Origin of the sequence: Okeania hirsuta (assembly GCF_003838195.1) — a bacterium.
In the GTDB taxonomy this organism is placed as follows: domain Bacteria; phylum Cyanobacteriota; class Cyanobacteriia; order Cyanobacteriales; family Microcoleaceae; genus Okeania; species Okeania hirsuta.
The window spans coordinates 1-509 of record NZ_RCBY01000715.1 but is presented as its reverse complement, the minus strand read 5'-3'; the positions used below and the strand labels follow the sequence as shown (position 1 = coordinate 509).

Annotated in this window: 1 protein-coding gene; it reads left to right on the top strand. The window is 37.9% G+C overall.

What is annotated here, in order from left to right; genetic code table 11:
- Nucleotides 1-205 precede the first annotated feature (205 nt).
- Complete coding sequence (locus tag D5R40_RS33840; RefSeq protein ID WP_240041719.1) at nt 206-400, top strand: hypothetical protein; 195 nt, start codon at nt 206-208, stop codon at nt 398-400.
- Nucleotides 401-509 lie beyond the last annotated feature (109 nt).

Here is a 509-nt window from a genome sequence, read left to right as displayed (position 1 = left end):
TTTTTTCAAGCTTTTAAGCCTTCTTCCTTCTTCCCTCTTCCTTCTTCCTTACCTTCGCTATACAATACTGATGCTACCGGACATGATATTACTTCTTCCTTCTTCCTTCTTACCGACTCCAATCTTCAACTTCATACAAAAAACGAGTTCCACCAATTAATTTACGAAGACCGAAACTATTCAAAGGAAAAAAGAAATTATTTTAATGGTTCGAGCAACAGGAGATTTATTTCAGGGAGAAGCTGCGCGGGAAATTTTAGATTTGCCTCATGGTACAACGGTGCGAATTAAACCTAATAACTTGGAGAAATATGTGGTGTTTGTTCAGAGTACGTCGGTGAATCGTAAATTAATTGGTGGAACTCGTTTTTTGTATGAAGTTGAAGATTGGAGTCGGTAAGAAGGAAGAAGGAAGAAGTAATATCATGTCCGGTAGCATCAGTATTGTATAGCGAAGGTAAGGAAGAAGGAAGAGGGAAGAAGGAAGAAGGCTTAAAAGCTTGAAAAAA